The sequence below is a fragment of the Sphingomonas sp. Leaf17 genome (assembly GCF_001421505.1).
GTDB lineage: Bacteria > Pseudomonadota > Alphaproteobacteria > Sphingomonadales > Sphingomonadaceae > Sphingomonas.
On the sequence record NZ_LMKL01000009.1, the window covers coordinates 111,728 to 137,803 of the forward strand.

The following is a 26,076-nucleotide window of genomic DNA, read 5'->3' on the forward strand; positions in this document are numbered from 1 at the left end:
CGGTCGCGCGGTTAATCGGTGGCGCGGTCGTCGGACACCGCGTCACCCGGCGCGGTGCGCTCCTCGGTCAGGATCTGCCAGCCGGTCAGGAACAGCGCGCCGGCCAGCGGCCCGACGACGATACCGCTGAGGCCGACCAGATTGATGCCGCCCAGCGTCGTCACCAGCACCATCCAGTCGGGGATCCCCGAATCGCGCCCGACCAGGATCGGCCGCAGGATGTTGTCGGCCAGGCCGATGACCATCACGCCCGCGCCGACGACGACCGCCGCCTGCCAGATCGCGCCGGTCGCCAGCAGATAGACCGCCACCGGTGCCCAGATGATCGCCGGGCCGACCGCGGGCAACAGCGCGGCGATCGCCATCAACATGCCCCACAGCAAGGCGGCCGGCAGCCCGACGATCCAGAAGGTGACCGCCCCCAGCGCGCCCTGCGCCAGCGCGACCAGCCCCGACCCCTTGATCGTCGCACGCACCACCGCGTTGAACTTGTCGGCCAGCCGTTTGGCGATGTCCTGCCGCAACGGCAGCGCGCGCACCACCGCCGGCCCGATCCGGTCGCCGTCGCGCAGCAGGAAGAAGGTGACGTACAGCCCGACGCCGAACGCCAGCAGGAACGCCGCCGCGTTCGCGCCGATGGTGAAGGCCTGCTGCGCGATCGTGCTTACCGAATTGCTGACGATCTGCGTCACGCGCGCCTGCACCTGGTCGAACGTGTCATAGCCCGACCCGTCGAGCAGGCGCTGGATCCGGCGCGGCAGGGCATCGTGCATCTGCTGGAAATAGGCGGCGAAGTTGACCTGTCCGCTGCGCATCTGGCCGTACACGCCCGCCGCCTGATCGACGACAAGGCTGGCGATGACGACGCCCGGAATGACGACCGCCACGGTGATGATGAGCAGGGTCACCGCCGCCGCGGTATTGCGCCGGCCGGGCCACCGCGTCAGCAGGCGCTGGTACAGCGGCTGGAACAGCAACGCCGCCAGCAGCGCCCACAGCAGCGCGCCGATGAAGCTGGAGACGACCAGCGTCAGCGCGACGGTGATCGCGGCCAGGAACAGGATAAGGCCGCCATTTTCGACACGGGTCCGCGCGATGGTCATGGTCGTTCTGCCTTGTCGTAAAGGCACCGGATGGTGCGCAACGGGTGAATCGCGAAAGTCATGGTCCGGCCCGGATATCGCCGTCCCGGCCCGGCGTCGACCGCTGCATCAGCACATAGGCCGCGCACAGGCCGATGACGACGCCGCCACCGGCGATCGGCCACACGCGCGGCCAGGTCCGCCATGCCAGCAACGCGAGGCCGAACGCCATGCCGGTGCACGCCATGATCTTGGCCCGGACCGGGATCACGCGCTCACGCCGCCACCCCAGGATCAGCGGCCCGAACCGGGGATGGTCCAGCAACCGCCGCTCCAGCGCGGGCGACGACCGCGCGAAACAGCCTGCCGCCAGGATCAGGAAGATCGTGGTCGGCATCAGCGGCAGCACCGCGCCGATGATGCCCAGCGCAACGCACGCCAGCCCCAGCGCGCGCCAGCCATGCCGCCGCCAGCCGATGCGGTCGTCAGGCACGCGCCGTCTCGCGCCGGACCGTCGATCGACGGTTCCGCCGATCATGGGCGTGGTTCGGCAAGGCTCGGGCGGACATCATCGGCCGGTTGATGCGCCAATTCGCGGTGGAATGCGACCGCAACACGGCATCTGCCGTGCCAAGACAGCCGCCGCCGCCCGGCGAACCAAAGGACAGCGTCGCGCGTTGCGCGTAATGCAGTCGATGACAGGAGTTTCACCATGCTTGCCGCGTTCCTGATGGGTCTTGTCGGTGGTCAGCGCGCGATGACGCCGCTGGCGACCGTCGCGGTGGCGGCCACGCGCGGCGAATTGCCCGCCGACACCGGCGCGCCGGCGGTCCTTGCCCATCCGCTGGTCGCCGCCGGGGCGGTCGCGCTGGCGATCGGCGAAATGGCCGGCGACAAGCAGAAGACCGCCCCCGACCGGATTGTCGCGATCGGCCTTGCCGGGCGGTTCCTCACCTCGGCCATCGCCGGGGCCGCACTCAGCCCGCGCCGGCACCGCTGGCTTGGCGCGGCGATCGGTGGTGCCACCGCCATCGCCGCCGCCTATCCGGGCTGGCGGCTGCGGACCGGTGCGATGGCGCGGCACGGGCAGACCGCCACCGGCTTCATCGAGGATGCCGTGGTCCTGTCCGGTGCCGCCGCGATCGTTCGTGGTCATCGGGACATGCGATAACCGCCCTCGCCAACCACTGATGGTAGCGCTACTCTGGACGCAATCGCAGCACCGCCGACAGGTGCGCCGGGGTTGGGAGAGTGTGGCGTGGCGCAATGGAACATCATGGTCTGGGCCGCCGCGTCGATCGGCATGGCGGCTGCGATGCCTGCACCCGCCACCGCCCAGACCGCCGTGCAAGCTACCGCCCAGACTACCGCGCCAGCCGCCCGCACGATCATCGTCGATGCCGGCGGCCCCGGCCGCCCACGCGACCGGATGGCGCAGATGGCGATCGGCTCCGACTTTCCCGGTACGCTGTTGCGCGAGGACAGCCTGGCCCAGTTGCGCACGGTGCAGAAGGAATTGCGATTCCGCTACATCCGCTTCCACAACATCTTCGCCGACCAGCTTGGCACCGTCCGCCGGGTCGATGGCCGGATCGTCTATGACTGGCGCAAAGTCGATGCGTTGTACGACCGGCTGCTCGGTATGGGACTGAAGCCCTTTGTCGAACTTGGCTTCACGCCGGATGCGATCAAACAGTCGGACCAGACGATCTTCTACTGGAAGGGCAACACCTCGCATCCGCAGCCCGCCGAATGGACCGCGCTGGTCGATGCCTTAGTCCGGCACGCGGTCGCGCGCTACGGCGCGACGGAAGTCCGCAACTGGTATTTCGAGTTCTGGAACGAACCCAATCTCGCCGGCTTCTGGGAGGGTGCCGACCAGAAGGCCTATTTCGACTATTACGCCCGCACCGTGCGCGCGATCAAGGCGATCGACCCGGCCCTGCGCGTCGGCGGGCCGGCCACCGCCGGGGCCGACTGGGTGCCGGCATTTCTGGCCTATGCCAAGGCAAACGCCCTGCCCGTCGATTTCATCGCGACCCACACCTATGGCGTGGAGGGCGGGTTCCTCGACGAGAAGGGCGAAGGCGACAACAAGCTGTCGCGCGATCCGGACGCGGTCGTAAAAGACGTGCGCAAGGTCCGTGCGGAGATGGTCGCGGCGGGCCGGGGGACGCTGCCGCTGTTCTTCACCGAATGGAGCACCAGCTACAATCCGCGCGACCCGATTCACGACGATTATCTCAGCGCCGCCTATATCCTGTCTAAACTGCGTCGGACCGAGGGGCTGGCGCAGGGCATGAGCTACTGGACGTTCAGCGACCTGTTTGAGGAGCCGGGTCCGCAGACCCGGCCGTTCGACGGCGGGTTCGGCCTGATGACGCCGCAGGGGATCCGCAAGGCGTCCTGGTTCGCGTATAAGTATCTGGCTGATCTGGGGGATCGCGAACTGCCGACCGGCGACGACCAGAGCATCGCCGCGATACAGGGCACGACAGTCCAGTTGCTCGCGTGGCGCGACGTCCTGCCCGACCAGCCTGTCAGCAACCGCCCGTTCTTCACCAGGGTGCGGCCACCGGCGGCGGCTGCGCCGATCGACCTGCGTCTCGCGGGCCTGAAACCCGGCGCATACCAGATGACGCTGCGCCGCACCGGATTCCGCCAGAATGACGCCTATAGCGCCTATCTCGACATGGGCCGGCCGGCGAGCCTGTCGCCCGCGCAGCTACGCCAGTTGCAGACGCTGAGCGCCGATATCCCCGTCGTCACGGCCATACGCGTCGGGGCAGACTGCCACGCACGCGTCACCCTGCCGATGCGCGACCATGACGTGGTGATGGTCGAGTTGCGTCCGCGCTGATCGCGGTGGCGGGGCGTACGGGTCGTCAATTCAGGTTCGTCGTTGCGATCCGTCGAAATCACATCTCCGTTCCCTCGCCTTCGCGGAGGAACGGAGATGGCGTCGACAGATGACGGTCCCCGAAAAGCCTCGACGCAGTCCGCCAGACCATGCGGGGACCGCGCGGGTTACGCGACCGCCGGCAGCCGATCGAGGTGCTTGTCGAGCGTGATCGGATATTCGCGCACGCGGACGCCAGTGGCGTTGTATACCGCGTTGGCGACCGCCGCACCGACGCCGCACAGGCCCAGCTCACCGATCCCCTTGGCCTTCATCGGCGATGCGGTCGGATCGACCTCGTCGAGGAAGATGACCTCCTGATGCGGCACGTCGGCGTGGACCGGCACTTCGTACCCCGCAAGGTCGTGGTTCACGAAGAAGCCGAACCGCTTGTCGACGGCCAGTTCCTCCATCAACGCGCCGCCGACGCCCATGGTCATCGCGCCGATCATCTGGCTGCGCGCCGATTTCGGGTTGATGATCCGGCCCGCCGCCGCCACCGCCAGCATCCGGCGCACCCGCATGACACCGGTGAAGCGATCGACGCCGACCTCGACGAAATGCGCGCCGAACGTCGACTGCTGATACGTCTTGTCCATGTCGCCGAACTCGATCGTGTCCTCGGCGCTCAGCTCGCCACCGCTCGCCGCCTCGGCCAGATCGGCGGAACGATTGCCGCTGCGGACCTTGCCGCCCGCAAACTCGACATCCGCCGAATTGAATCCAAGCCGCTGCGCCACCGCCTCGCGCAGTTTGACGCAGGCCGCAAAGACGCCGCTGGTCGAATTGGGCGCACCGAACTGGCCACCCGACCCGGCCGACACCGGAAAGCTGGAATCGCCCAGCTTCACCACGATCCGCTCGATCGGCAGGCCCATCATCTCGGCCGCGGTCTGTGCCAGGATCGTGTAGCTGCCGGTGCCGATATCGGTCATGTCGGTTTCGACCGTGACGATGCCGTCACGCCCAAGCCGGACCCGCGCACCCGACGGCATGTTGACGTGGTTGCGGAAGGCCGCGGCCATACCCATCCCGACCAGCCAGCGCCCGTCGGTGACCTTGGCTGGCTTCGGATTGCGTTTCGTCCAGCCGAACCGGTCCGCGCCCTCGGTCATGCAGCGGATCAGCTGGCGCTGCGAGAAACGCCGCTTGGGGTTTTCCGGGTCGACCTGCGTGTCGTTCTTCACGCGGAAGGCGATCGGATCCATGCCCAGCTTCTCGGCCATTTCATCCATCGCGACTTCCAGCGCCATCATGCCCGGTGCCTCGCCAGGTGCGCGCATCGCATTGCCCTCGGGCAGGTCGAGCACTGCCAGCCGCATCGACGTCAGCCGGTTGGCACCGGCGTACAGCAACTTGGTCTGCGTGGTGGCCGCCTCGGGTCCGCCGCCGGGCAAATCGCCCGATCCGCTTTCGTGCGCGATTGCCGTGATCGTGCCGTCCTTCGTCGCACCGATGCGGATCCGCTGCCGCGTGGCCGGGCGATGCGTCGCATTGTTCATCAGGAACGGCCGCGCCAGCGCGACCTTCACCGGCCGCTTCACCGCCCGCGCGGCCAGCGCCGCCATCAGTGCATCGGTCCGCAGGAACAGCTTGCCGCCAAATCCGCCGCCGACATAGGGCGACATGAAGCGGATCTTTTCCTTGGGCATGCCCAGCGTCGTGGCCAGATCGGTACGACCCCAGTCGATCATCTGGTTCGACGTCCACACCGACAGCTCGTCGCCATTCCACGCCGCGACCGACGCGAACGGTTCCATCATCGCGTGGCTGTGATCCGGCGTCGTATAGCGCGCGTCCAGCGTGACCGGCGCACTGGCAAAGGCCTGCTCGAAATTGCCGACGCGGTCCTCCCCCGGGGTCGCGCTGTCCTTGTCCGTGGCCCCGGTCAGCGGCGCGGTTTTCAGCGCATCCTCCAGGTCGAACGCGCCCTTGGCCCTGACATAATCGATCTTGACCAGCGCCGCTGCGGCGCGCGCCTGTTCGAACGTCTCGGCGACGACGACGGCAACCGCCTGATGATAATGGTCGATTTCGGGTCCGCCGAGCAATTTGGCGGTGTTGTACTTGCCCTTGCCCAGCTTTCCCGCGTCCTGCGCGGTCACGATCGCGATGACGCCCGGTGCCGCCTTGGCGCGGGCCAGATCCATCGACCCGATCCGCCCCTTGGCAATCGACGCGCCGATGACATGGCCATAGGCCGCGTTCGGCACCTCGCGGTGATGTTCATAGGCATAGGGCGCGGTGCCGGTGGTCTTGGCGCGACCGTCGATCCGGTCCAGCGGCTTGCCGACGACCGTCAGATTGTCGATCGGGTTCCTGCCCGCGGGTGTGGTGAACTTCATGCTGCCCTCGCTTGCATCAGAACCGCCGCCAACGTGCGCTCGACGAGCGGCACCTTGTAGGCGTTGTCAGGGGTCGGCTTCGCGCCCGCCAGCAACTGGCCGGCGACCGCCTTCGCTCCCTTCGGCATCGCGGCATCGGCCGCATCGACCCGCCACGGCTTGGGCGCGACGCCGCCAACCGCGACCCGGCCGGTCCCGTCCTTCTGCACCACCGCCGCGACCGAGATCAGCGCAAAGGCATAGGATGCGCGGTCACGCACCTTTTCATAAATATGCGTGCCGCCTACCGGCTTGGGCAGCGTGACCGCGGTCACGACTTCGCCTGCCGACAGATTCGTGTCGATGTGCGGCGTGTCGCCGGGCAGCCGATGGAAATCGGCGATCGGGATCGCGCGCGTGGTGCCGTCGGCCTTCACCGTCTCGACGCTCGCGTCCAGCACGCGCATCGCGATCGCCATGTCGGACGGGTGCGTGGCGATGCACGCGTCACTTGCGCCGACGATTGCCAGCTGACGGCTGTAGCCGCCGATCGCGGCGCAACCGGATCCGGGCTTGCGCTTGTTGCAGGCCTGGTTGGTGTCGTAGAAATAGGGGCAGCGCGTCCGTTGCAGCAGGTTGCCGGCGGTGGTCGCCTTGTTCCGCAACTGGCCGCTGGCCCCGGCAAGCAGCGCGCGGCTGAGCACGCCGTAATCTTTCCGTACGCGCATGTCGGCGGCAAGGTCGGTGTTGCTGACCAGCGCACCGATGCGGAGGCCGCCACCCTGCGTCGCCTCGATCTTGTCAAAGCCAAGGCCGTTGACGTCGATCAGATGCGCCGGCGTCTCGATCTCCAGCTTCATCAGATCGAGCAGGTTGGTGCCGCCGGCGATGAAGCGCGTACCCTGAACCGATGCCGCCTTGCGCGCCGCATCGGCGGCCGAGGTCGCGCGCTCGTAGGTAAAGGCCTTCATGCGTCGCCTCCTGCAACTTCGGTCATGGCGTCGGCGATGTTGGAATAGGCACCGCACCGGCAGATGTTGCCGCTCATCCGCTCGCGCATTTCCGCGCCCGTCGCCATCGGGCGATCGGTCAGGCTGGCCGATACATGGCTGGGGATGCCGCGCTTGATCTCGTCCAGCGTCGCCACCGCCGAACAGATCTGGCCCGGCGTGCAATAGCCGCACTGATACCCGTCATGCTTGACGAACGCCGCCTGCATCGGGTGCAGCTTGTCGGGCGTGCCCAGCCCCTCGATCGTGGTGATCGAATCGCCTTCGTGCATCACCGCCAGCGACAGGCAGGAATTGATCCGCACGCCATCGACCAGCACGGTGCACGCGCCGCACTGGCCATGGTCGCAGCCCTTTTTCGTCCCCGTCAGATGCAGATGCTCCCGCAGCGAATCGAGCAGCGTGGTGCGGGTGTCGAGCGTCAGGGTGTGCGCCTTGCCGTTGACCGTGAACGACACCGGCACCGGTGCGGGATCGCGGGTCATCGGCGCGGAGGTCTGGGCACTGGCGGCGGGTGCCGCGGCGACCGCCGCGGTGGCGGCCGTTGCGACCAGCACGCCGCGGCGTGACAGGTCCAGTTCGGATGGTTTCGACATTGCGCGCGCTACTTTCCTTGGGGCCATCGGGACGGGACATGCCTGTCCGTTGCGTCCGTCATCGCCAGTGTAACGTTCATCGCGGCGATTTGGTACCACGCGCCCGGTTCAATGATGCACTGAACCGGATTCAGCCATGCCGCGCCGCGCTATCGTTATTGCGTGTCGACGGGTTTCACCATCGACCTCGCTTGCCGATCCGCAACGACCTGCCAATGGGCATTGGCGTCTTCGTGCCGTGCATGACTATGATGGCGCAGCCGCAAGGATCGGCGCGAAAGGCTGACATGGAACCCCGTAACTCCCGGCGACAACGGAACGCCCCGACCATCAGCGATGTCGCGAAACACGCCGGCGTCTCGCCGATGACCGTGTCGCGCGTCATCAATGGCGAGACCAACGTCCGCGACTGCACGCGGGCAAGGGTACAGGCGGCGATCGACGCGCTGCGCTATGCCCCCAGTTCGGCCGCCCGCGCGCTGGCCGGCGGCGAGGAACTGCGTATCGGCCTGTTCCACTCCAATCCCAGCTTTGCCTATCTCAGTGCGTTCCTGATGGGCAGTCTCGACCAGGCCAGCCGCAGCAACGTGCAGCTGATCGTCGAGAAATGCGACGAGGCCGGGGACGAGCAGGACGCCGTACGCCACCTGATCCAGAGCCGCATCGACGGCGTCATCCTGCCGCCGCCACTGTGCGATTCGCCGGCCATCCTCGACGCGCTGCACGCCGCCGGCGTGTCGACCGTGGCGGTCGCAACCGGCAAGGCCCCCGACTGGGCGCTGGCCGTCACCATCGACGACGCGCGCGCCGCGCATGACATGACGCTGCATCTGGCGGCGCTGGGCCATCGCCGGATCGGCTTCATCGTCGGCAACCCGAACCAGTCCGCCTCCGCCGCGCGCCTGGAGGGGTATCGCGCCGCGCTGATCGACAGCGGGCTGGACGTGGACGAGGACCTGATCGCGCCGGGGCTGTTCACCTATCGGTCCGGGCTGGATGCCGCCGAGCACCTGCTCAATCGCGGCAACCCGCCGTCCGCGATCTTCGCCAGCAACGACGACATGGCCGCCGCCACCGTCTCCATCGCCCATCGACGCGGGCTGGACGTGCCCGGCGACCTGTCGGTCTGCGGGTTCGACGACACCGCGCTCGCCACCACGATCTGGCCCGAGCTGACCACGATCCGCCAGCCGATCACCGACATGTCGCGGCAGGCGGTCGAGATGCTGGTGCGCGACATCCGCAGCCGTCGCGCCGGTCGCGATGACGAGGCCCCGCGCCACCTGCTGGTCGACCACATGCTGATCCGCCGACAGTCCGACGGCGCGCGCGGGCAGCGGGGAACCGGCTAACCGGTCCGGTCCGGCACCGACGCGCCGTCATCCGGTCGTACCCGGCCGAACAGCATCCAGCCGAGCAGCCCCGCGACGACCACGCCGACGATCATCCAGCTGAGGTTGCCGAGCAGGCTGGCGATCGTCTGGACCTGATCGCTGAAGATGCGCCCCAGCGAGACATAGATCAGCAGCCACAGCATTTCGCCGGCGATGTCGATGACCAGGAACCGCCGCCACGCATAGCCGGTCAGCCCGCTGGTCACGTTGATCCACGGACCCAGCGGACCAATCAGCCAGCGGCTGAGGAACACGCCCCAGCCCGCCCACTTCCGCGAATAGGCCTCCGCCTTTTCCACCTTGTCCGCGCCGCCGATCCGCCGCGTCACCGCCGCCAGCAGCGGCCGACCGCCATAGCGCCCGAACGCATAGCCGATCTGGTCGCCGACGACCGCACCCCCCGCGCCAGCCAGGATCACCGGCCAGAATTCCAGTTCGCCCTGCGCCACGAACGCCCCCATCGCGATCAGCGTCAGCGAGCTGGGGAACGGCATCCCCGCCGCCGCCAGCATCATCGCGACGAACAGCGCGGGCAGGCCATAGGTGGTCAGCAGTTCGAGCAGATAGGCGGTCATCGACGCGCGTCAGGCCCGGACGGTGAAGGGGCGGTCGACAGAGGGGCGGGCGATGGAGGAGGCCCGCGCTCCGACGGCGGATAGGGCGGACGGACATGGACGATGGCATCGTTCAGCGTCGCCGCGACCTGATCGAACGACTGCCCACGCGCGCGGGCGATCTGCCCCAGCGGGCGGTGGTCCGGGGCCGGGGCAAGGCCCAGCGCGTCGTGCAGGACATGCGGCCGAACGTGATAGGAATGCGCGACATAGCCGATCGTCATCCACCGCTCGATCGGTTCGTCCCGGTGCGCGCGCCAGTAGATCGCGGTACTGACCGTCCGCACTGCCTGATAGCCGGTGAACGCGACGACCGCCACGAACAGCGCGATGCCGATGCGCCGCCAGATCCGCGCGCGCCTCATGCGATCATGATCCGCGCGGCCAGCGCCGCCGCCAGCGCGAGCGGCATCGCCACCGCGCCGACCTTCAGGAATCGCCAGAAACCGACATCCTCGCCCTCGCGCCGGATCGCCTGCAACCACAGGATCGTCGCCAGGCTGCCGGTGATCGACAGATTGGGGCCAAGGTCGACACCGATCAGCAGCGCGTCGACAATGAGGCGCGGCGGTTGTGCCTGCGCGACCGCCGTGCTGGCCACCAGCCCCGCCGGCAGGTTGTTCATCAGGTTCGACGCAAAGGCCAGCACCGTGCCGGACAGCGCCGCGCCGCGCACCGGATCGGTCGCCAGCGCGCGGATTTCCGCGGCAACGGCGGCGATCACCCCGGTCCGGTCCAGCGCCTCGACCAGCACGAACAGGCCGGCGACCAGCGGCAGGACGCTCCACGACACGTCCCGCGCCAGCGCAACCGGCGACCGCCGCGCCAGCATCGACACCGCCAGCATCGTGAAGACACCGGCGATCGCGGTCGGCAGGCCCAGCTCCATGTCGCGCGCGGACACGACCAGCAGCAGGATGGCGGTCGCGACGATGCCCGCGAACGCCGCCTTGCCGCCGGTGGTCAGCGGTGTCCGCTCGACATCGCTGGCGCAGGCACCGGCGAGCCGCGTCCGCTCGGTCCAGCGCAGGACGAGGTAGGTGACGACGATCGCCGCCACCGACGGAAGCGCGAACGAGGCGAACCACTGGCCCAGCGGCGGCATGTGGCCGCCGTAGAGCACCAGATTGGCCGGGTTGGAGATCGGCAGGACGAAACTGGCCGCGTTGGCGATCAGCGCGCAGGCGAACAGCATCGGCAACGGATCGACCTTCGCTTTCCGCGCGGCCGCATAGACCGCCGGCGTCAGGACGACGGCGGTGGCATCGTTCGACAGGAACGTCGTGGTGACGATGCCGGTCAGATAGACCAGCGCGAACAGCCGCGCGGTCGACCCGCGTGCCTGGATCGCGGCGGTCGCGGCGATCCAGTCGAACAGGCCGTGCGTCCGCGCGGTTTCGCTCAGCAGCATCATGCCGATCAGAAACAGATAGACGTCCATTCCCTTGCCGACCGCGTGGAGCGCGGCCGATGCCGGCATCAGGCCGAACAGCAGCAGCAACGCGGCCCCCGCCACCGCCCAGATCGCCTCCGGCCAGCGGAACGGCCGTGCTATCACGCCTGCGGTGGAGGCGGCGCAAATGCCCCACGTCGCGCCGGTTGCCAGAATCACCAAAAGTGTCTCGATTCCGTTGGGGTGGCAGACCGTATACCGCCGGCACAGGGACCGGACAATGCGGTACGATAGGGGCAGTACGATAGGGGGCCGCACGGGAAGGGCCGCGCCACAGGTTCGGTCGCGCGCGCTGCGGCACCGTCGGCGGCACAGCCGCTTGTCGTCGCCGGGCTTCTTGCCTACCCCGGTGTTCAGGATACCATTCTAGTACCGGAGATGCGCCATGACGCGATTCGACGCCCGATTCAAAGCCGGTTTCCTGATGGCGACCGCGATGGCGTGTGCGATTGGTATGGTTCCGTCATCGGCCGTCGCCCGTCCGGATACGCCGCCGGTGACGATGCCGGCGCTGTTCCCGACCCCGGCTTTGGTCACGCTCACCCCCGACACGATCACGCTGGGCAAGGCGGTGGTGCTGGTCGCGGCCCCCGGCACCGACCCGGAGACCGTGGCGCTGGTTCGCCGGACGCTGACCGCCGCCGGGGTCGATCGGATCGCCACCGCCCAGCGGCTGCCCGCCACGCTGGACCGGCCGCATATCGTGCTCGGCACCAGCGACACAGCGGTCGTCCGCGACGCCCTGACCCGCAGCAACGCGGTCGCCGACACACAGGCGGAGGGCTATACGCTGGCCAGCATCGCCACCGGCACCGGCAGCCTCGTGACGCTGGCGGGCCATGACGCGGACGGGCTGTTCCACGCGGCCCAGACCCTGCGCCAGCTGACCCAGCGCCGCCAGTTCCCGACGCTGGTCATCCGCGACCACCCGGCGATGCCGATCCGCGGCACGATCGAGGGCTTCTATGGCAAGCCCTGGTCGATGGACGACCGCGCCAAGCATCTCGACTTCCTCGCCCGCGTAAAGGCCAATACCTATATCTACAGCCCCAAGGACGACCCATATGCGCGCGACCGCTGGCGCGAGGCGTATCCCGCGGCGACGCTGACCGCGCTCGGCACGCTGGTCGCCCGCGCGAAGCAGAACCATGTCACCTTCGTCTATGCGATCTCGCCCGGACCATCGGTCTGCTTCTCCGATCCCGCCGACCGGCAGGCGCTGATGCGCAAGTTCGACGCGCTGCGCGGCATCGGCGTCCGCAGCTTCTACGTCGCGCTCGACGACATCGAATATACCAAATGGAATTGCGAGCGCGACAAGGCGGCCTTCGGCCCCTCGGGCGCGGCGGCCGCCGGCGTCGCGCAGGCGCAGTTGCTGAACGCGGTGCAGGCCGATCTTGTCGCGCGGCATGATGCCGCGTCCGCGCTCATCATGGTGCCGACCGAATATTACGATGCCAAGGAAAGCCCGTACAAGGCGGCGCTGCGCCGGCATCTCGATCCGCGCGTGATCGTGCAGTGGACCGGCACCGACGTCGTGCCGCCCGCCATTTCCATCCCCGACGCCAAGGCCGCGACCAAGGCCTTCGGGCGGAAAACGCTGCTGTGGGACAATTATCCGGTCAACGATTACGCCTCGTCCGCCGGGCGGCTGCTGATGGCCCCCTATGCGCGGCGCGAGGCCGGTCTGTCGGGCGAACTGAGCGGGATCGTGTCCAACCCGATGAACCAGGAGGTGCCGAGCCGGGTCGCGGTGATGGGCCTCAACGCCTTTGCGTGGAACGACAAGGATTATGACGCGGACCGGACGTGGCAGGCCGCCGCGCGCGACCTGGGGGATGGCGACGACCGGGTGACCGCCGCGCTGCTTACCTTCTTCGACACGCAGCATCTGGCCCCGACCTTCGGCAGCCAGCCCTGGCAGGAACAGGCCCCGCGCCTGAAAGCGACGCTGGATGCGGTGCGCGACGGGATCGCCAGCGGCGACGCGGCAGCCCGCGACCGGGCGATCGTCGATCTGACGCGCACCGCCGACGCCATCACGACCGCACCCGACATCATCCGAGCCGGGGTCGCCGATCCCGGCTTTGCCGCACAGGCAAGGCCGTGGCTGACCGCGATGCAGATGTGGGGCCGCGCGTTGCAGCTGACCGCCGCCGGCCTTGCCGCCGCGAACACCGGCAGCGGCACGGCACCGCGCTTCTTCGCCGATGCGCGGCGGCTGGCGGCGGAGGCGGCGGCGATCCCCTCAATCCCCGGCGCGACCCGGTTTGACGGACCGGTGAAGATCGCCGACGGCGTGCTCGACCGGTTCGTCGCCGACGCGCCGACGCTGATCGCGGTCAGTCCGTCGCCCGCACCGTAACGGACCGGCTGGCGCGGCGGCCATCGGGGGTGCGGGTGCGCAACGTCACCGCCCCCGACACCGCGACCGGCCCCGCGTACCGCCGCCACGCCGCATCCCCCATCCGATATTCGATCGGCGTGGCCGCGAACTCGCTGTTCGCCTCCAGCCGCCCGCCCACGATCCGCGCGCCCGGCGGGGCCAGCCGATAGGTGACACCCGCCCGGTCCAGCGTTGTCAGTTGCACGCCGACCCGCCCGGCGAAGTCACGCCACCCGGCCAGCAACGCCGCGCGGTCGACACGGGGATCACCCAGCGCATAGCTTGCACCCGGCACATACGCTGGTTCCCACGCCGGCGTCGTCCAGCCGCGCTCGGCCAGCGCCAGCAGGCGCGGAAACAGCATGTAGTCGACCTGCATGTCGCGGCGCACCGTCTCGCTCCACAACTGTGCCTGCAACCCGGTGATCGCACGACCGGGCGCGAGCGGCACGGAATCGCTCACCGCCGTCGGTCGCGCCAATATGTCGGGGATCAGCGCGCCGTTCGCGGGCAGGTTGCCGGGCATGAAGCCAAACGCCTGAAACGTATCGACCCCGCGCGACGCCCAGGTGTAGCCGGTTTCATCCGGATCGGCGGCATAGGGCATGTCGAAATAGCCCGCATCGGGCATCGACAGCACCGTTCGCCACCCGCGATTGGCCTGGGCGTGCGCCTCGGCGACGCCGCCGGTGTGCAGGCCGCCCCAGATGTTGGTCTGCACCGCCGCCGGCATCCGCGCCGGGTCGGTATGGCCCATCCCATCGCTCCACCCGGCGACGCGGATTCCGCGTTTGGCCAGATCGCCGGACACGCGCTCGATAAAACCAGCGCCCAGTTGCTTTGCCGACTGCCCGGTCCGCGCCATCACCGCCTGGCACGCCGGCGACCCGGTCCACGCGCCCGCCGTCTCGTCCCCGCCGATGTGATAGGTCGTCAGCGGCACGCCCGCCGCCCGGTGCAGCGCGGCCACCCCGTCGATCACCGCATCGACAAAGCGATAGGTGCTGTCGAGGCAGACGTTCAGCGTGTTGTCGTCGTAATTCTGCACGCTGACATAGCGGGTGGTGTCCGCCGGATCGACCAGCCGAAAGCGTTCCGCCGCCGCCCGGTCGCCCGCCGTCATCAGCCGGTGATAGCGCACCTCCATCGCCCGGATCGCGGCGCGCGAATGGCCGGGCATGTCAAACGACGGGATGACCGCGATCTGCCGCGCCGCCGCCGCGCGCAGGATCTCGGTATAGTCGGACGCCGTCAGATAGCCGTTGGTGGGGGCGTCCCGCGCCGGGTCCGCGCCCAGCTGTGGCGACAGGCACGTCGTCTCGGTCGGATCGGCGCAGCGATAGCCGCCGATTTCGGTCAGTTCGGGCAGGCCCGCAATCTCCAGCCGCCAGCCCTCGTCATCGCCCAGATGCAGGTGCAGCCGGTTCAGCTTGTACGCCGCCATCTGCTCGATGAGTTTCAGCAGCTCGGCCTTGCTGTGGAAATTGCGCGCCAGGTCGATCATCAGCCCGCGAAAGGCCAGGCGCGGCGAATCCTCGACCAGCAACGGACGCAGGGTCGTACCCTCAGCCGCGATCTGTTGCACCAGCGAGCGCAGCGCATGCGACGCCCCCGCCGCATCGGCCGCGTCGATTTGCACCGCGCCGTCACCCACGCGCAACCGGTATCCTTCCGGTGCCAGCCCCGCCTGTCGCCGGATCGTCAGCGGCACCGCGCCGCCGGTGGGCAGGCCCGCCAGCGCCGCCGCGACATCCCCCGGCGCGATGCCGGTGGTTGCGATCCGCAGGCCGCCCGACAGGTCGACCGTCCGCCCGGCGGGATGCGACGCGCGCGCCGGTTTCGGCAGGATGGCGATGTCGACCGGCGTCGCCGCCCCCCGCTCGGCATGTAGCGCGAAGGCGCGGTCGGGCGTGCGCCACAGCGTCCGGTCCTCCGCCACGCCGCGCGCCAGCGCCGCCGCGTCGGTCATCGGCGCGACGAAGGGCAGCGTCTCCAGCCCGGTGTCGGGGTCGGTCCCCGGCCGGGTCGCGGCGATCACGCGCGGGGCAAGGCCCGGACTGTACAGTATCGCGTTCGGCATCGCATGGTTGCGCGACAGGAACGCGCCCGCCGCCACCACGCGAACGTGATAGGTCCGCCCGGCGCGCAAAGCCTGACCGGGCTTCAGCGACAGCGCATTGACGTCGCCCTTGATGGGACGGGTGGCGAAGACGTCGCTGGTCACCACGGCGACCGGGTTGACGAAGCCATAGCGGATCTCGACCGGCAGCGTCGGATCGGTCCCGGTGGGCACCGTGATCGCGATGTCGGACTCGAAACAGCGCGCCAGTCCCGCCGGGCAGGAGGCCGGCCGGTTGTTCAGGATCGTGAAGCGGTAACCAAGCGTGGCCGCCAGCCGGTCGAGATCGGCCTGTGCCGGTACGGGTGCGGGCGCAGGCGCGGACGGCTTCGGCGCGGCCTCCATCGCCAGTCCCGCCAGCGCGATCGTCACCCACATCGCCATGCCCTGCATCCCGTCATCGTCCGCCGCCAAACGCGGTAGCGGTATCAGACCTACAGGCGGATCGGGTCGGCAAACAACCGTCAACATCGGGTCCGAGCCCCTGCGCGTTTGCATGACCGCAACGAAATCGGTGCCAGCACTATGCCGGCTATATGCGAAACCCGGGAATCGCTCTCGAAATGCAACGCGGCATGGGCCTAATCGCAAGGTCCCTGATGGCCGCCGGATCCGCTGGCGACCGCATCCGGTGGGGACGACATGCCGCGTTTCGTTTCGAGCATTGCCGGCGCTGACTTCTTCGTACCCCCGGCCTTCGCCGGGGACCGACAGATCGTGATGATCGCCACCCCCCGTGAAAGCTGCCCCATCCAACCAAAGGACACCCCCCATGCCGGACCTGCTCTGGATCGCCGTCACGCTCGGGCTGGCGGCGGCGACGCTCGCCTATGTCCGCCTGTGCGACGAGGCGTGACGGCCATGGGCGTGATCCCCGATGAACGCTGCGAGGTGACGCGATGACGCTCGATCTCTGGCTGGCGGCGGTGACCGCGCTTGGCCTGCTCCTATACCTGGTGGCGGTCCTGCTCCGCCCCGAACGCTTCTAGGAAGGCGACCCCCATGACTGTTCAGGGCTGGATCCTGATCCTCGGCTTCATCGCCATTCTGCTCGCGCTGACCAAGCCCGTCGGCCTGTGGCTGTTCGCGCTGTACGAGGGGCGGCGGACGCCGCTCCACGCGGTGCTGGGACCGGTCGAGCGCGGCTTCTACCGCCTCGCCGGCATCGACCCGGACAAGGACCAGACATGGCGCGCCTATGCGGTGCACATGCTGATGTTCAACGTCGCGCTGCTGCTGTTCACCTATGCCATCCTGCGGTTGCAGGGCGTGTTACCGGGCAACCCGCTCGGTTACGCCGGGATCGGCGCGGACGGCGCGTTCAACACCGCGGTCAGCTTCGCCACCAACACCAACTGGCAATGGTATTCGGGGGAGGCGGCGATGTCGAACCTCAGCCAGATGCTGGGCCTGACCATCCATAATTTCCTGTCGGCGGCGACCGGCATCGCGCTGGCCTTCGCGCTGTTCCGCGGGTTCGCGCGGCGAGAGGCGCCAAATGCGAAAGGGGGCGGCGTCGGCAATTACTGGGCCGACATGACGCGGGTCACGCTCTACCTGCTGCTGCCGGTCTGCGTCGTCTACACCGTGTTCCTGATCGCCAGCGGCGTGCCGCAAACGCTGGCCGGGTCGGTCGATGTCACCACGCTGGAGGGCGCGCGCCAGACGCTGGCCCTCGGCCCGGTCGCCAGTCAGGAGGCGATCAAGATGCTCGGCACCAACGGCGGCGGCTTTTTCAACGCCAATTCGGCGCACCCGTTCGAGAACCCGACCGCGCTGACCAATTTCGTCCAGATGCTATCGATCTTCGCGATCGGCTTCGGGCTGACCTGGTGCTTCGGCAAGGCGGTCGGCAACACGCGTCAGGGCTGGGCGATCCTGTCGGCGATGCTGATCCTGTTCCTGGGCGGTGTCACGGTCGTCTACGCGGCGGAAAGCGCGGGCAACCCGGTCCTCCACGCGCTGGGTGTCGCCGGCGGCAACATGGAGGGCAAGGAGGTCCGCTTCGGCGTCGCCATGTCCGCGCTGTTCGCCGCCGTCACCACCGCCGCGTCCTGCGGCGCGGTCAACGCGATGCACGACAGCTTCACCGCGCTTGGCGGCATGATCCCGCTGTTGAACATCCAGTTGGGCGAGGTCGTGATCGGCGGCGTGGGGGCGGGTATCTACGGCTTCCTGCTGTTCGCGATCCTGGCCGTGTTCGTCGCCGGGCTGATGGTCGGCCGCACGCCCGAATATGTCGGCAAGAAGATCGAGGCGCGCGAGGTCAAGCTGGCGGTGCTGGCGATCGCGATCCTGCCGCTGGTCATCCTTGGCGGGTCGGCGCTCTCCGCCGTTGCCGATTCGGGCCTCGCCGGGCCGCTGAACAAGGGGCCGCACGGCTTTACCGAAATCGTCTACGGCTTCTCCAGTGCAGCCGGCAACAACGGCTCGGCCTTTGCCGGACTGACCGCGGGCACCCCCTGGTACAACGGCCTGCTGGGCGTCGCGATGTGGCTGGGGCGGTTCTTCGTGATCGTGCCGATGCTCGCGATCGCCGGCAGCCTGGCGGCCAAGTGCCACACCCCCGCATCGGCCGGATCCTTCCCGACCACCGGCGGCCTGTGGGTCGGCCTGCTGGTCGGGATCATCCTGATCCTGGGCGGTCTCACCTTCCTGCCGAGCCTCGCGCTCGGTCCTGTCGCCGATCATCTCGCGATGATCCACGGCCAGCTGTTCTGACACGGGGACGCCATCATGGCCCAAGATACACACCATCGCGGCACGCCGCAAAGTCTGTTCACCGCCGACCTGGTCGTGCCGGCAATCAAGGCATCGTTCGCCAAACTCGACCCGCGCGACCTGATCCGCAACCCGGTGATGTTCGTCACCGCGACCGTCGCGGCCCTCATGACCGTGCTGCTGGTCGTCGGCCACGACACGCTGTCAGTCGGCTTCACCCTGCAACTCGTGGTGTGGCTGTGGCTGACCGTGCTGTTCGGCACCTTTGCCGAGGCGCTGGCCGAGGGGCGCGGCAAGGCGCAGGCCGCGTCGTTGCGCGCGGCCAAGGCCGAACTGACCGCCAAGCGGCTGACGGGCGACGGCCGCACCCACGACACCGTCCCCGCCAGCGCGCTGAAGATCGGCGACATCGTCCTCGTTGAAACCAACGACCTGATCCCGTCCGACGGCGAGGTCGTGGCCGGCGTCGCCAGCGTGAACGAGGCGGCGATCACCGGCGAAAGCGCGCCCGTCATCCGCGAGGCCGGCGGCGACCGGTCGGCGGTGACGGCGGGCACGCGGGTCATTTCCGACGAGATCCGCGTCAAGGTGACGGTGATGCCGGGCGAGGGCTTCCTCGACCGCATGATCGCGCTGGTCGAGGGGGCCGAGCGGCAGAAGACCCCCAATGAGATCGCACTGACACTGCTGCTGGTCGGCCTGACCATCATCTTCCTGATCGCGGTCGGCACGATTCCCAGCTTTGCCGCCTATGCCGGCGGGTCGATCCCCGTCGCCATCCTTGCCGCCCTGCTGGTCACGCTGATCCCGACGACGATCGCCGCTCTGCTGTCGGCGATCGGCATCGCCGGCATGGACCGGCTGGTCCGCTTCAACGTGCTCGCCAAATCGGGCCGCGCGGTTGAGGCGGCAGGCGACATCGACGTGCTGCTGCTCGACAAGACCGGCACGATCACCATCGGCGACCGTCAGGCCAGCGCCTTTCGCAGCGTCGGCGGCGCGAGCGACGCCGAACTGGCGGAGGCCGCGCTGCTCGCCAGCCTGGCCGACGAAACGCCCGAGGGTCGCTCGATTGTCGTCCTCGCCCGCGACTCGTTCGGCGTGACGACGACCGCCCTGCCCGACGGTGCGGAGGTGATCCCGTTCACGGCGCAGACACGGATCTCGGGCGTGCGGACAGCCGATATGCTGGTCCAGAAGGGCGCGGTGGAATCGATCCTGAAGGCCAACCCGGGCCTTGGCGAGACGGCGGCCGCCACCGAATTGCGCCGCATCACCGACGAGATATCCCGTGCCGGCGGCACGCCGCTGGCGGTGGCGCAGAACGGCCGGCTGCTCGGCGCGATCTTCCTGAAGGACATCGTGAAGGCCGGCATCCGCGAACGCTTCGGCGAATTGCGCCAGATGGGCATCCGCACGGTGATGATTACCGGCGACAACCCGCTGACCGCCGCCGCCATCGCCGCCGAGGCGGGGGTCGACGATTTCCTCGCGCAGGCCAGCCCCGAGGACAAGCTGGCGCTGATCCGCAAGGAACAGCAGGGCGGCAAGCTGGTCGCGATGTGCGGCGACGGCACCAACGACGCGCCCGCGCTGGCGCAGGCCGATGTCGGCGTGGCGATGAACACCGGCACGCAGGCCGCGCGCGAGGCGGGCAACATGGTCGATCTGGACAGCGACCCGACCAAGCTGATCGAGATCGTCGGGCTGGGCAAGCAGTTGCTGATGACGCGCGGCAGCCTGACCACCTTCTCGGTCGCCAACGACGTCGCGAAATATTTCGCGATCATCCCGGCGATGTTCGTGACGTTGTATCCCGGTCTCGGCATCCTGAACGTCATGGCGCTGGGGTCGCCGCAATCGGCGATCCTCAGCGCGATCATCTTCAACGCGATCATCATTCCGATGCTGGTCCCGCTGGCGTTGAAGGGCGTGGCCTACAGACCAATGGGGGCCGGGCCGCTGCTGGCGCGCAATCTGGCCATCTACGGCCTGGGTGGCCTCGTCGCGCCGTTCGTCGGCATCAAGGTCATCGACCTCGTGGTCCGCGGCCTCGGCCTCGCGTAAGGAGTATTTTCGATGGGTAACGACTTCACCTCCGCGCTGCGCCCGGCGATCGTCATGACGATCCTGTTCGCAGCCCTGCTCGGCCTGGCCTATCCGCTGGCGATGACCGGGATCGGCCAGATCGCCTTCCCGGTGCAGGCGAACGGCAGCCTCGTGACGCAAGGCAACCGCGTCATCGGATCGACCGTCGTCGGACAGGCCTTCACCACCGACCGGTATTTCCAGTCGCGCCCGTCCGCCGCCGGCAAGGGCTATGACGGGATGGCCTCGTCCGGGTCCAACATGGGTCCGACGTCGAAGGCGCTGGCCGACCGGGTGACGAGCGATGTCGCCAGACAGCGGCGCGCGGGCGTGACGGGTGCCCTGCCCGCCGACCTCGTCACCGCCAGCGCCTCCGGCCTCGACCCCGACCTGTCGCCGGCCGCCGCCCTGGTGCAGGCCCCGCGTATCGCCCGGGTCCGGGGTATCGGCATCGCCCGGGTCCGACGGCTGGTCGCGCAGGCCACCGAAACGTCGATCTTCGGCGACCCGCACGTCAACCTGCTCGCGCTCAACCGCGCGCTGGACCGCCAGCCACGACGGCCGTCGCGCTGATGGCCGGGCGGGATCCGGATCGTCCCGATCCCGACGCCCTGCTGCGCCATGCCGTGCAGGAGGGGCGCGGAACGCTGAAGATCTTTCTGGGCGCCGCCCCGGGCGTCGGCAAGACGTTCGAGATGCTGTCGGAAGGGTCCGCCCGCCGCCGCGACGGCGTCGACGTCGTGATCGGCGTAGTCGAAACGCACGGCCGGCAGGAGACAGAGGCGCTGACCCGGGGCCACGAGATCGTCCCCCGCCGCGCGATCGCGCATGAAGGCCGCACGCTGCACGACATGGATCTCGACGCGCTGCTGGCCCGCGCGCCACGGCTCGCGCTGGTCGACGAACTGGCGCACACCAACGCGCCCGGCAGCCGCCATGCCAAACGCTATCAGGATGTCGAGGAACTGCTGGCCGCCGGCATCGACGTCTACTCGACGGTCAACATCCAGCACGTCGAAAGCCTGAACGATATCGTCGCCGGCTTCACCCGGATCCGGGTGCGCGAAACGGTACCCGACCGGATCCTGGAAATGGCCGAAATCGAGGTGGTCGACATTCCCCCCGACGAACTGATCGAACGGCTGAAGGCGGGCAAGGTCTATCTGCCGCACGAGGCGACGCGTGCGCTGAACCACTTCTTTTCCAAATCCAACCTGTCGGCGCTGCGCGAACTGGCGCTGCGGCGCGCGGCGCAGGCGGTCGACGCGCAGATGCTGGACCATGTCCGCGCGATGGGGCTGGGCGGCACCTGGGCCGGGACCGAGCGGATCGTCGTCGCGATCAACGAACTGCCCGATGCCGACGTGCTGGTCCGCGCCGCCAAGCGCGTGGCCGACGGGCTGCACGGTCCATGGACCGCGCTGTTCGTCGAAACGCCGCGCGTCGCCCGGTTTACCGACGACCAGCACGCGCGTGTCGCCGCCACGATGACACTGGCGACCCAGCTTGGCGCGGTCATCGCCACCGTGCCCGCCGCCACCGTCGTCGACGGCATCAAAAGCTATCTGGCCGATGCGCGCGCGACCCAGCTGGTCGTCGGCAAGTCTTGCCGATCGCGCTGGTTCGCGCTGCGTCACGGGTCGGTCGTCGACCGGCTGATCCGCGAGACGCCGGGCGTGACCGTCCACGTCCTGCCCGTCGCGGAGACCAGGCCGCGCCCCGAACGATCCCGGCGGCGTATCGCACGATGGGGATCGCCGCTGGGCTATGCCGTCACGACCCTGCTGGTGGCGGCGATCACGGCGGCGGCCAGCGCGCTGTTCCATATCCTCGATCTTGGCAACGTCGCGCTGCTGTACCTGTTGCCGGTCATGGTCGCCGCCAGCCTGTACGGGCTGCGCACCGGCATCTTCGCCGGCATCGCGTCGAGCCTTGCCTATAATTTCTTCTTCCTGCCGCCGACCGGCACCTTCACGGTCAACAATCCCGAAAATGTCGTGTCGATCTTCGTCCTGCTCGGCGTCGCGGTCGCCACCAGCCACCTGACGTCGCGGGTCCGCGCGCAGGCCGATCTGGCCGCCACCAGCGCACGGACCAATGCGACGCTCGCCGGATTCCTGCGCCAGCTGTCGGGCGTGAACGAGGCGGCGGAGGCGCATCGGCTGATCTGCGACGATCTGCGTCGCCTGTTCGACGCCGACGTGGTCCTGCTGGCCCCCGAAACCGGGGCCGGGCTGGTCGTGCAGGCCGCCAGCACCCCCGATTACCGGCTCGACACGATGGATCTGGCCGCCGCCGGCTGGGCGTTCGACACAGGCAGCGTCACGGGGCGCGGATCGGGGACGCTGGCCGCCTCCGAATGGCTGTTCCAGCCGGTGAAGGCCGGCAGCACCCGGCTTGCCGTCATCGGCATCGCCCGCGACGCGATGCGCGATCCGGTGCGCGCCGACCAGTTGCCGCTGCTGGCCAGCCTGATCGACCAGTCCGCGCTGGTCCTCGAACGGTTGCGGTTGGAGGCGGAGATGCGCGACGTCGACGTCATCCGCACGCGCGACCGGCTGCGCGCCGCGCTGTTGTCCTCGGTCGGTCACGATCTGCGCACGCCGCTGACCGCCGTCATCGCCGCCGCCGACCAGCTCGACCACGGCGCGACGCCGGACCTGATCGACACCATCCGCAGCGAGACCGCACGCCTGAGCCGCTTCGTCGCCAACCTGCTCGACATGGCGCGGGTCGAGGCCGGCGCGCTGAAGCTGGAGGTCGAGGCGACCGACCTGAGCGATGCGGTCGCAGGCGCGGTGCACGACGCGCGCCGCGCGTTGCAGGGGCATCCGATCCGGCTCGACGTGCCGCCCTCGCTACCGCTGGTCCGCGTAGATTCGCAGTTGCTGCACCACTGCCTCTTGAATCTGCTCGACAATGCCGGCCGCTATGGCAACCCCGGTACGCCGATCATCATCGAGGGGACGCACCGATACGGGCAGATCCGCCTGACGGTGATGGATCACGGCCCCGGCCTGCCCCCCGGCCGCGAGGCGGAGGTGTTCGAGACCTTCCGCCGGCTGGAGGGGTCGGACCGGGCGATCGGCGGCACCGGCCTTGGCCTTGCCATCGTCAAGGCGTTCGCCGAGGCGATGGACATGACCGTCGAGGCGGGCAATCGCGCCGACGGGACGGGAGCCGCCTTCACGCTGGTGTTCCCGTCTCCCCTGATCGTCCGCCCGACCGCCGAAAGCCATCTGTGATGCCCGCCCAGATCATGCCTGCCAAGATCCTGATCGTCGACGACGAACCCGCCATCCGCCGGCTGCTGCGCAACACGCTGGAGCGCGCCGGCTATGTCGTGGTGGAGGCGGGCAACGCCAGCGACGCGATCACCCGGGCCGCCGCCGAACGGCCCGACGCGATCCTCCTCGACCTGGGCCTGCCCGATCGCGACGGCCTTGGCCTCATCCCGCTGCTGACGAAGGCGGGCGACACCGTCCTGCTGGTGGTGTCCGCGCGCGACGCCACCGCCGAAAAGGTCGCGGCCCTCGATCTGGGCGCGCATGACTATGTGTCGAAACCGTTCGACACCGACGAGCTGCTCGCCCGGCTGCGCGTCGCGCTGCGCTATCGTGGGGCGGGCGATGCGACGGCGGCGGCGGTGGTGCGACGCGGCGACCTGACCATCGACCTCGACCGCCGGATGGTCCTGCGCGCCGGACAGGAACTCCACCTGACGCGCAAGGAATATGACGTGCTGGCCTTGCTGGTCCGCCACATCGGCCGGGTGGTGACGCACGACCGGATCATCGCCGCGGCATGGAGCGGCGACGAGGATGCGCGCGTGGAATATCTGCGCATCGTGATCCGCAACCTGCGCCAGAAGCTGGAGGCACCCGGCCCGGTGGGGTCGGTGATCGCCAACGAACTGGGCGTCGGATACCGGCTGCGCGCCGACAGCTGACGCGTCTAGCCGTGCGCCCGGTCGCGCTTCGCGTAGCGCAGCAGGACATAACCGGTCAGCCCCGACAGGAACGACCCCGCCAGCACGCCGATCTTGGCCTCCGATTGCAGCAGCAGGCTGTCGGGGAAGGCGAGCAGCGTGATGAAGATGCTCATCGTGAAACCGATGCCGCACAGCAGCGCCACGCCCAGCAACTGAAGCCGGCCGGCATGGGCGGGCATGTCGGCCAGGCCAAGCCGGATCGCCACCGTCGCAAAGCCGAAGACGCCGATGACCTTGCCGATCACCAGTCCGGCGGCCACGCCCAGCGTCACCGGCGCGACCAGCGCGCCGGGCGGCAGGCCCAGCACCGGGACCGCCGCGTTGGCGAGGCCGAAAATCGGCACGACCAGAAACCCGACAGGGATGTGCAGCCAGTGCTCCAGCCGGTGCAGCGGGCTTTTGCCATCGGCATCCGACGTCGACGGCGTGCAGGTCATCGGAATGGTGAACGCCAGTACGACGCCGGCCAGCGTCGCATGGATTCCCGACCGCAGCACGAACACCCACAGGATCAGCCCGACCAGCAGATAGGGCGACAGCCGCTGCACGCCGAACCGGTTGAGCGCGACCAGCACCGCGACCGCGACGCCGGCACCCGCCAGATCGGGCAGCGACAGCCCGGCTGTATAGAACACCGCGATGATGAGCACCGCCCCCAGATCGTCGATGATCGCCAGTGCCGCCAGGAATACCCGCAGCGACGCCGGCACCCGTTTGCCGAGCAGCGCGATCACGCCGAGCGCAAAGGCGATATCCGTCGCCGCCGGAATGGCCCACCCACTGGCGGTCGGCCCGCGATTGAGCGCCAGATAGATCAGCGCGGGCACCATCATCCCGCCCGCAGCGGCAACCCCCGGCAGGATCCGGCGCGGCCAGGTCGACAACTGCCCGTCCAGCATCTCGCGCTTGATCTCCAGCCCGACCAGCAGGAAGAAAATGGCCATCAGCCCGTCGTTGATCCAGTGGCCGAGCGAGAGTGGCCCGACCATGGCGTGCAGCAGGTCGGCGTAACCGGGGCCGAACGGCGAATTGGCGATCAGCAACGCGATCAGCGCCGCGCCCATCAGGACGATGCCGGCGGAGGACTGGCTTTCCAGGAACCGGCGAATCGCACTGGGTCGGGCGTGGGTCGTGAACATCATCGGCAGTGCATCCGGCATAAGGAGTCGCCGCTGGCGGCCCGACCAGCGCGAAAACCTGCCCCGCCGCCGTCTGGCGGGACCGGGCACCCGCCGTGCCTATCGCATCGCGCGAGTGACGGGACAAGCCGGCGCGGTGGAAATCCGTGCGCCGGCCGGCGATGGATCCGCCCCGGGTCGCCGCCACCCCCGCTTCCACCCCTGTGCGTACTCCCGCCCATCCCCTTGTATTCGTTAGCGGATACTTAATCCCCCATGGA

Annotated in this window: 20 protein-coding genes; 10 read left to right on the forward strand and 10 right to left on the reverse strand. The window is 68.9% G+C overall.

Annotated features, from left to right (window positions below):
* Nucleotides 1-11: 11 nt before the first annotated feature.
* Entirely contained in the window at nt 12-1,103 is a 1,092-nt protein-coding gene (locus ASE75_RS14350) for an AI-2E family transporter (protein ID WP_055934797.1), read from the reverse strand.
* 58 nt (nt 1,104-1,161) lie between these two features.
* On the reverse strand, nt 1,162-1,575 hold the full coding sequence (locus ASE75_RS14355; protein ID WP_235512808.1) for a YbaN family protein: 414 nt from the start codon (nt 1,573-1,575) through the stop codon (nt 1,162-1,164).
* A 219-nt stretch (nt 1,576-1,794) separates the two neighbouring features.
* Here ASE75_RS14355 and ASE75_RS14360 point away from each other — a divergent pair, with 219 nt between their 5' ends.
* Both ASE75_RS14360 and ASE75_RS14365 read left to right on the forward strand, forming a co-directional pair.
* On the forward strand, nt 1,795-2,253 hold the full coding sequence (locus ASE75_RS14360; protein ID WP_055934799.1) for a hypothetical protein: 459 nt from the start codon (nt 1,795-1,797) through the stop codon (nt 2,251-2,253).
* An 87-nt stretch (nt 2,254-2,340) separates the two neighbouring features.
* Nucleotides 2,341-3,942, forward strand: a complete 1,602-nt coding sequence (locus tag ASE75_RS14365; protein WP_235512810.1) for a GH39 family glycosyl hydrolase — start codon at nt 2,341-2,343, stop codon at nt 3,940-3,942.
* A gap of 167 nt (nt 3,943-4,109) precedes the next feature.
* Here ASE75_RS14365 and paoC read toward each other — a convergent pair whose 3' ends face one another.
* From paoC to paoA, 3 genes are read right to left on the reverse strand one after another with little or no spacing between them, the layout of a single operon-like run.
* A complete protein-coding gene (paoC, locus tag ASE75_RS14370; RefSeq protein WP_055934801.1) occupies nt 4,110-6,326 on the reverse strand; it encodes an aldehyde oxidoreductase molybdenum-binding subunit PaoC in 2,217 nt (738 codons plus the stop codon).
* Entirely contained in the window at nt 6,323-7,276 is a 954-nt protein-coding gene (locus ASE75_RS14375; RefSeq protein ID WP_055934805.1) for an FAD binding domain-containing protein, read from the reverse strand. Before ASE75_RS14375 ends, paoC begins: the two co-directional genes overlap by 4 nt.
* The gene (gene paoA / locus ASE75_RS14380; protein ID WP_055934808.1) at nt 7,273-7,911 is read right to left on the reverse strand and encodes an aldehyde dehydrogenase iron-sulfur subunit PaoA; all 639 of its coding nucleotides are present in this window, start codon (nt 7,909-7,911) and stop codon (nt 7,273-7,275) included. The genes ASE75_RS14375 and paoA overlap by 4 nt, the downstream gene beginning before the upstream one ends.
* Before the next feature lie 287 nt (nt 7,912-8,198).
* On the opposite strand from paoA, the gene ASE75_RS14385 reads away from it, so the two are divergent.
* On the forward strand, nt 8,199-9,263 hold the full coding sequence (locus ASE75_RS14385; protein ID WP_055934911.1) for a LacI family DNA-binding transcriptional regulator: 1,065 nt from the start codon (nt 8,199-8,201) through the stop codon (nt 9,261-9,263).
* Here ASE75_RS14385 and ASE75_RS14390 read toward each other — a convergent pair.
* The 3 genes from ASE75_RS14390 to ASE75_RS14400 are packed head-to-tail and all read right to left on the reverse strand — an operon-like array spanning nt 9,260 to nt 11,531.
* On the reverse strand, nt 9,260-9,880 hold the full coding sequence (locus tag ASE75_RS14390) for a DedA family protein (protein ID WP_055934810.1): 621 nt from the start codon (nt 9,878-9,880) through the stop codon (nt 9,260-9,262). The genes ASE75_RS14385 and ASE75_RS14390 overlap by 4 nt on opposite strands.
* Nucleotides 9,877-10,284 (reverse strand): hypothetical protein, encoded by a 408-nt coding sequence (locus ASE75_RS14395; protein ID WP_055934813.1) that lies wholly within the window; start codon nt 10,282-10,284, stop codon nt 9,877-9,879. Before ASE75_RS14395 ends, ASE75_RS14390 begins: the two co-directional genes overlap by 4 nt.
* Nucleotides 10,281-11,531 carry an arsenic transporter gene (locus ASE75_RS14400; RefSeq protein WP_055934815.1) on the reverse strand — a complete coding sequence of 417 codons (1,251 nt, stop codon included), beginning with the start codon at nt 11,529-11,531 and terminating at the stop codon, nt 10,281-10,283. Before ASE75_RS14400 ends, ASE75_RS14395 begins: the two co-directional genes overlap by 4 nt.
* Nucleotides 11,532-11,757: 226 nt before the next feature.
* On the opposite strand from ASE75_RS14400, the gene ASE75_RS14405 reads away from it, so the two are divergent.
* Entirely contained in the window at nt 11,758-13,737 is a 1,980-nt protein-coding gene (locus ASE75_RS14405; protein WP_055934818.1) for a beta-N-acetylhexosaminidase family protein, read from the forward strand.
* Here the strand turns inward: ASE75_RS14405 and ASE75_RS14410 are convergent.
* On the reverse strand, nt 13,715-16,261 hold the full coding sequence (locus tag ASE75_RS14410; RefSeq protein WP_082464018.1) for a family 20 glycosylhydrolase: 2,547 nt from the start codon (nt 16,259-16,261) through the stop codon (nt 13,715-13,717). The genes ASE75_RS14405 and ASE75_RS14410 overlap by 23 nt on opposite strands.
* A 515-nt stretch (nt 16,262-16,776) precedes the next feature.
* On the opposite strand from ASE75_RS14410, the gene kdpF reads away from it, so the two are divergent.
* From kdpF to ASE75_RS14440, 6 genes are read left to right on the forward strand one after another with little or no spacing between them, the layout of a single operon-like run.
* Complete coding sequence (gene kdpF / locus ASE75_RS14415; protein WP_055934821.1) at nt 16,777-16,866, forward strand: K(+)-transporting ATPase subunit F; 90 nt, start codon at nt 16,777-16,779, stop codon at nt 16,864-16,866.
* Nucleotides 16,867-16,879: 13 nt separating this feature from the next.
* The gene (kdpA, locus tag ASE75_RS14420; protein WP_055934824.1) at nt 16,880-18,598 is read left to right on the forward strand and encodes a potassium-transporting ATPase subunit KdpA; all 1,719 of its coding nucleotides are present in this window, start codon (nt 16,880-16,882) and stop codon (nt 18,596-18,598) included.
* A gap of 15 nt (nt 18,599-18,613) precedes the next feature.
* A complete protein-coding gene (gene kdpB / locus ASE75_RS14425; RefSeq protein ID WP_055934827.1) occupies nt 18,614-20,665 on the forward strand; it encodes a potassium-transporting ATPase subunit KdpB in 2,052 nt (683 codons plus the stop codon).
* 12 nt (nt 20,666-20,677) lie between these two features.
* The gene (gene kdpC, locus ASE75_RS14430) at nt 20,678-21,259 is read left to right on the forward strand and encodes a potassium-transporting ATPase subunit KdpC (protein WP_055934830.1); all 582 of its coding nucleotides are present in this window, start codon (nt 20,678-20,680) and stop codon (nt 21,257-21,259) included.
* Nucleotides 21,259-23,931: a sensor histidine kinase gene (locus ASE75_RS14435; protein ID WP_055934833.1), complete on the forward strand. Its 2,673-nt coding sequence runs from the start codon at nt 21,259-21,261 to the stop codon at nt 23,929-23,931. Before kdpC ends, ASE75_RS14435 begins: the two co-directional genes overlap by 1 nt.
* Nucleotides 23,932-23,945: 14 nt before the next feature.
* Nucleotides 23,946-24,635 carry a response regulator transcription factor gene (locus ASE75_RS14440; RefSeq protein ID WP_055934915.1) on the forward strand — a complete coding sequence of 230 codons (690 nt, stop codon included), beginning with the start codon at nt 23,946-23,948 and terminating at the stop codon, nt 24,633-24,635.
* A 5-nt stretch (nt 24,636-24,640) separates the two neighbouring features.
* Here ASE75_RS14440 and nhaA read toward each other — a convergent pair whose 3' ends face one another.
* A complete protein-coding gene (gene nhaA, locus ASE75_RS14445; protein ID WP_055934918.1) occupies nt 24,641-25,816 on the reverse strand; it encodes a Na+/H+ antiporter NhaA in 1,176 nt (391 codons plus the stop codon).
* Nucleotides 25,817-26,076: the final 260 nt, after the last annotated feature.

Bases quoted from the DNA above. Each gene is read 5' to 3' on its own strand.
- kdpC (WP_055934830.1), top strand. From the start codon at position 20,678: ATGGGTAACGACTTCACCTCCGCGCTGCGCCCGGCGATCGTCATGACG.
- kdpA (WP_055934824.1), top strand. From the start codon at position 16,880: ATGACTGTTCAGGGCTGGATCCTGATCCTCGGCTTCATCGCCATTCTG.
- ASE75_RS14435 (WP_055934833.1), top strand. From the start codon at position 21,259: ATGGCCGGGCGGGATCCGGATCGTCCCGATCCCGACGCCCTGCTGCGC.
- ASE75_RS14410 (WP_082464018.1), bottom strand. From the start codon at position 16,261: ATGGCGATGTGGGTGACGATCGCGCTGGCGGGACTGGCGATGGAGGCC.
- ASE75_RS14440 (WP_055934915.1), top strand. From the start codon at position 23,946: ATGCCTGCCAAGATCCTGATCGTCGACGACGAACCCGCCATCCGCCGG.
- paoA (WP_055934808.1), bottom strand. From the start codon at position 7,911: ATGTCGAAACCATCCGAACTGGACCTGTCACGCCGCGGCGTGCTGGTC.
- ASE75_RS14360 (WP_055934799.1), top strand. From the start codon at position 1,795: ATGCTTGCCGCGTTCCTGATGGGTCTTGTCGGTGGTCAGCGCGCGATG.
- nhaA (WP_055934918.1), bottom strand. From the start codon at position 25,816: ATGTTCACGACCCACGCCCGACCCAGTGCGATTCGCCGGTTCCTGGAA.
- ASE75_RS14390 (WP_055934810.1), bottom strand. From the start codon at position 9,880: ATGACCGCCTATCTGCTCGAACTGCTGACCACCTATGGCCTGCCCGCG.
- ASE75_RS14350 (WP_055934797.1), bottom strand. From the start codon at position 1,103: ATGACCATCGCGCGGACCCGTGTCGAAAATGGCGGCCTTATCCTGTTC.
- ASE75_RS14395 (WP_055934813.1), bottom strand. From the start codon at position 10,284: ATGAGGCGCGCGCGGATCTGGCGGCGCATCGGCATCGCGCTGTTCGTG.
- paoC (WP_055934801.1), bottom strand. From the start codon at position 6,326: ATGAAGTTCACCACACCCGCGGGCAGGAACCCGATCGACAATCTGACG.
- kdpF (WP_055934821.1), top strand. From the start codon at position 16,777: ATGACGCTCGATCTCTGGCTGGCGGCGGTGACCGCGCTTGGCCTGCTC.
- kdpB (WP_055934827.1), top strand. From the start codon at position 18,614: ATGGCCCAAGATACACACCATCGCGGCACGCCGCAAAGTCTGTTCACC.
- ASE75_RS14405 (WP_055934818.1), top strand. From the start codon at position 11,758: ATGACGCGATTCGACGCCCGATTCAAAGCCGGTTTCCTGATGGCGACC.
- ASE75_RS14375 (WP_055934805.1), bottom strand. From the start codon at position 7,276: ATGAAGGCCTTTACCTACGAGCGCGCGACCTCGGCCGCCGATGCGGCG.
- ASE75_RS14385 (WP_055934911.1), top strand. From the start codon at position 8,199: ATGGAACCCCGTAACTCCCGGCGACAACGGAACGCCCCGACCATCAGC.